Source organism: Xenorhabdus yunnanensis, from assembly GCF_028598805.1.
Taxonomy (GTDB): Bacteria; Pseudomonadota; Gammaproteobacteria; order Enterobacterales; family Enterobacteriaceae; genus Xenorhabdus; species Xenorhabdus yunnanensis.
Genome location: NZ_JAQRFI010000155.1, coordinates 1 through 1,522 on the forward strand (window position 1 = coordinate 1; position 1,522 = coordinate 1,522).

At 56.2% G+C, this 1,522-nt stretch carries 2 protein-coding genes and 1 pseudogene; all 3 read left to right on the plus strand.

Annotated features, from left to right (window positions below; genetic code table 11):
* A pseudogene (locus PSI23_RS21345) lies at positions 1–798 on the plus strand (DNA primase); the annotation flags it as partial.
* A complete protein-coding gene (locus PSI23_RS21350) occupies positions 795–956 on the plus strand; it encodes a hypothetical protein (RefSeq protein WP_273556955.1) in 162 nt (53 codons plus the stop codon). The pseudogene PSI23_RS21345 and the gene PSI23_RS21350, both read left to right, overlap by 4 nt.
* Before the next feature lie 65 nt (positions 957–1,021).
* A partial coding sequence (locus PSI23_RS21355) for a site-specific integrase (RefSeq protein ID WP_273556956.1) occupies positions 1,022–1,522 on the plus strand: 501 nt, incomplete at its 3' end.

Consider the following 1,522-nt stretch of genomic DNA (forward strand, 5'->3'; position numbering starts at 1 on the left):
ACGGGCAAGGATGAGACGACCGGCACGCTGGTCACCAAAAGCTACACGGTGAAAGGCCCGGTGATGCTGATGTTGACGACGACCGCCATTGATGTGGATGAAGAGCTGCTGAACCGCTGTCTGGTGCTGACGGTCAATGAATCCCGCGAACAGACCGAAGCGATCCATGCGTTGCAGCGCCAGAAGCAAACGCTCGAAGGCCTGTTGGCTGAGAACGAGCGGGATTATCTTACCGAACTACATCAGAACGCCCAGCGGTTATTGCGCCCGTTGAATGTGGTGAACCCGTATGCCTCGCAACTGACCTTTATGTCTGACAAAACCCGTACCCGCCGTGACCATATGAAATATTTAACCTTAATCCAGAGCATTGCCCTGCTGCACCAGCACCAGCGGGACATCAAGACGGCTGAGCATCGCGGCAGGACACTGGAATATATCGAAGTCACGAAAGACGATATCCGGCTGGCGAACCAGCTCGCGCATGAAATTTTAGGCCGGACGCTCGACGAGATGCCGCCGCAGACGCGCAAGCTGTTATTGCTCATCCAACAAATGGCGCAGGACAGGGCAGCGACCGGGCAGCAGACATTACGGGAAGTCCGTTTTACCCGGCGGGATATCCGGGCTTACACCCACTGGAGCGATAGCCAGCTTAAGCTACATTGCCAGCGGCTCAGTGACATGGAATATCTGCTTGTTCATGGCGGCAGTCGCGGGCACCTGTTGCAATACGAACTGCTCTGGGATGGTGACGGCGACAGCGCACACTTAAGCGGCCTGATCGTGCCTGTATGATGATCGCAAGTCTGGACAGAACTGGCGTAAGTCTATACCAAGTCTGCCCCAAGTCGGGGTCAAGTCTGGGTAGTCAAAACAGCCCTAAAGCCACAGCCAGACAGGGTGCAATGCTTGCAAGTCTGGCTAACCACAAAATCACTGTTCCGGCAACGTAAGAAAATAAAATCACACCATACTGCTACCGCTTTGCTTTCACGTAAAAAATACAAGGAGCTGACTGATGCCAAACGCGCATGACTTCACGGTAATGACCTTACGCCAGCAACTGGACAACTGGCTGGACACCCTGACGGCACAGGGGAAAAGCCCACAGACCCGGCTGGCCTACCGTGCCTATTTAGTGCCGTTCGTGGACTGGAGCGAACAACGGGCTATCCGCACGGCACCGCAGGTCTCGCTGTCATTGCTGGAAAGCTGGCAGCGTTATCTTCGCGCCTACCGTAAGGCGGACGGGCAACCCTACAGCAACAACGGTCAGCGTGAACGGCTCAATGCCCTGCGGCTGTGGTTCCGCGCGCTGCTGCGCCGTCACCAGATTTTATACAACCCGGCTGACCAGCTCGTGCTGCCGAAAAAAGAAAAACGCCTGCCCGCACAGGTGATGAATGTCGACGAAATCGGGCAGGTGCTCGACAGTCTGGACTGCGGAACACTGCACGGCTTCCGCAACCGGGTGATGCTGGAAGTGCTCTGGAGCAGCGGCATTCGCCGCATGGAACTG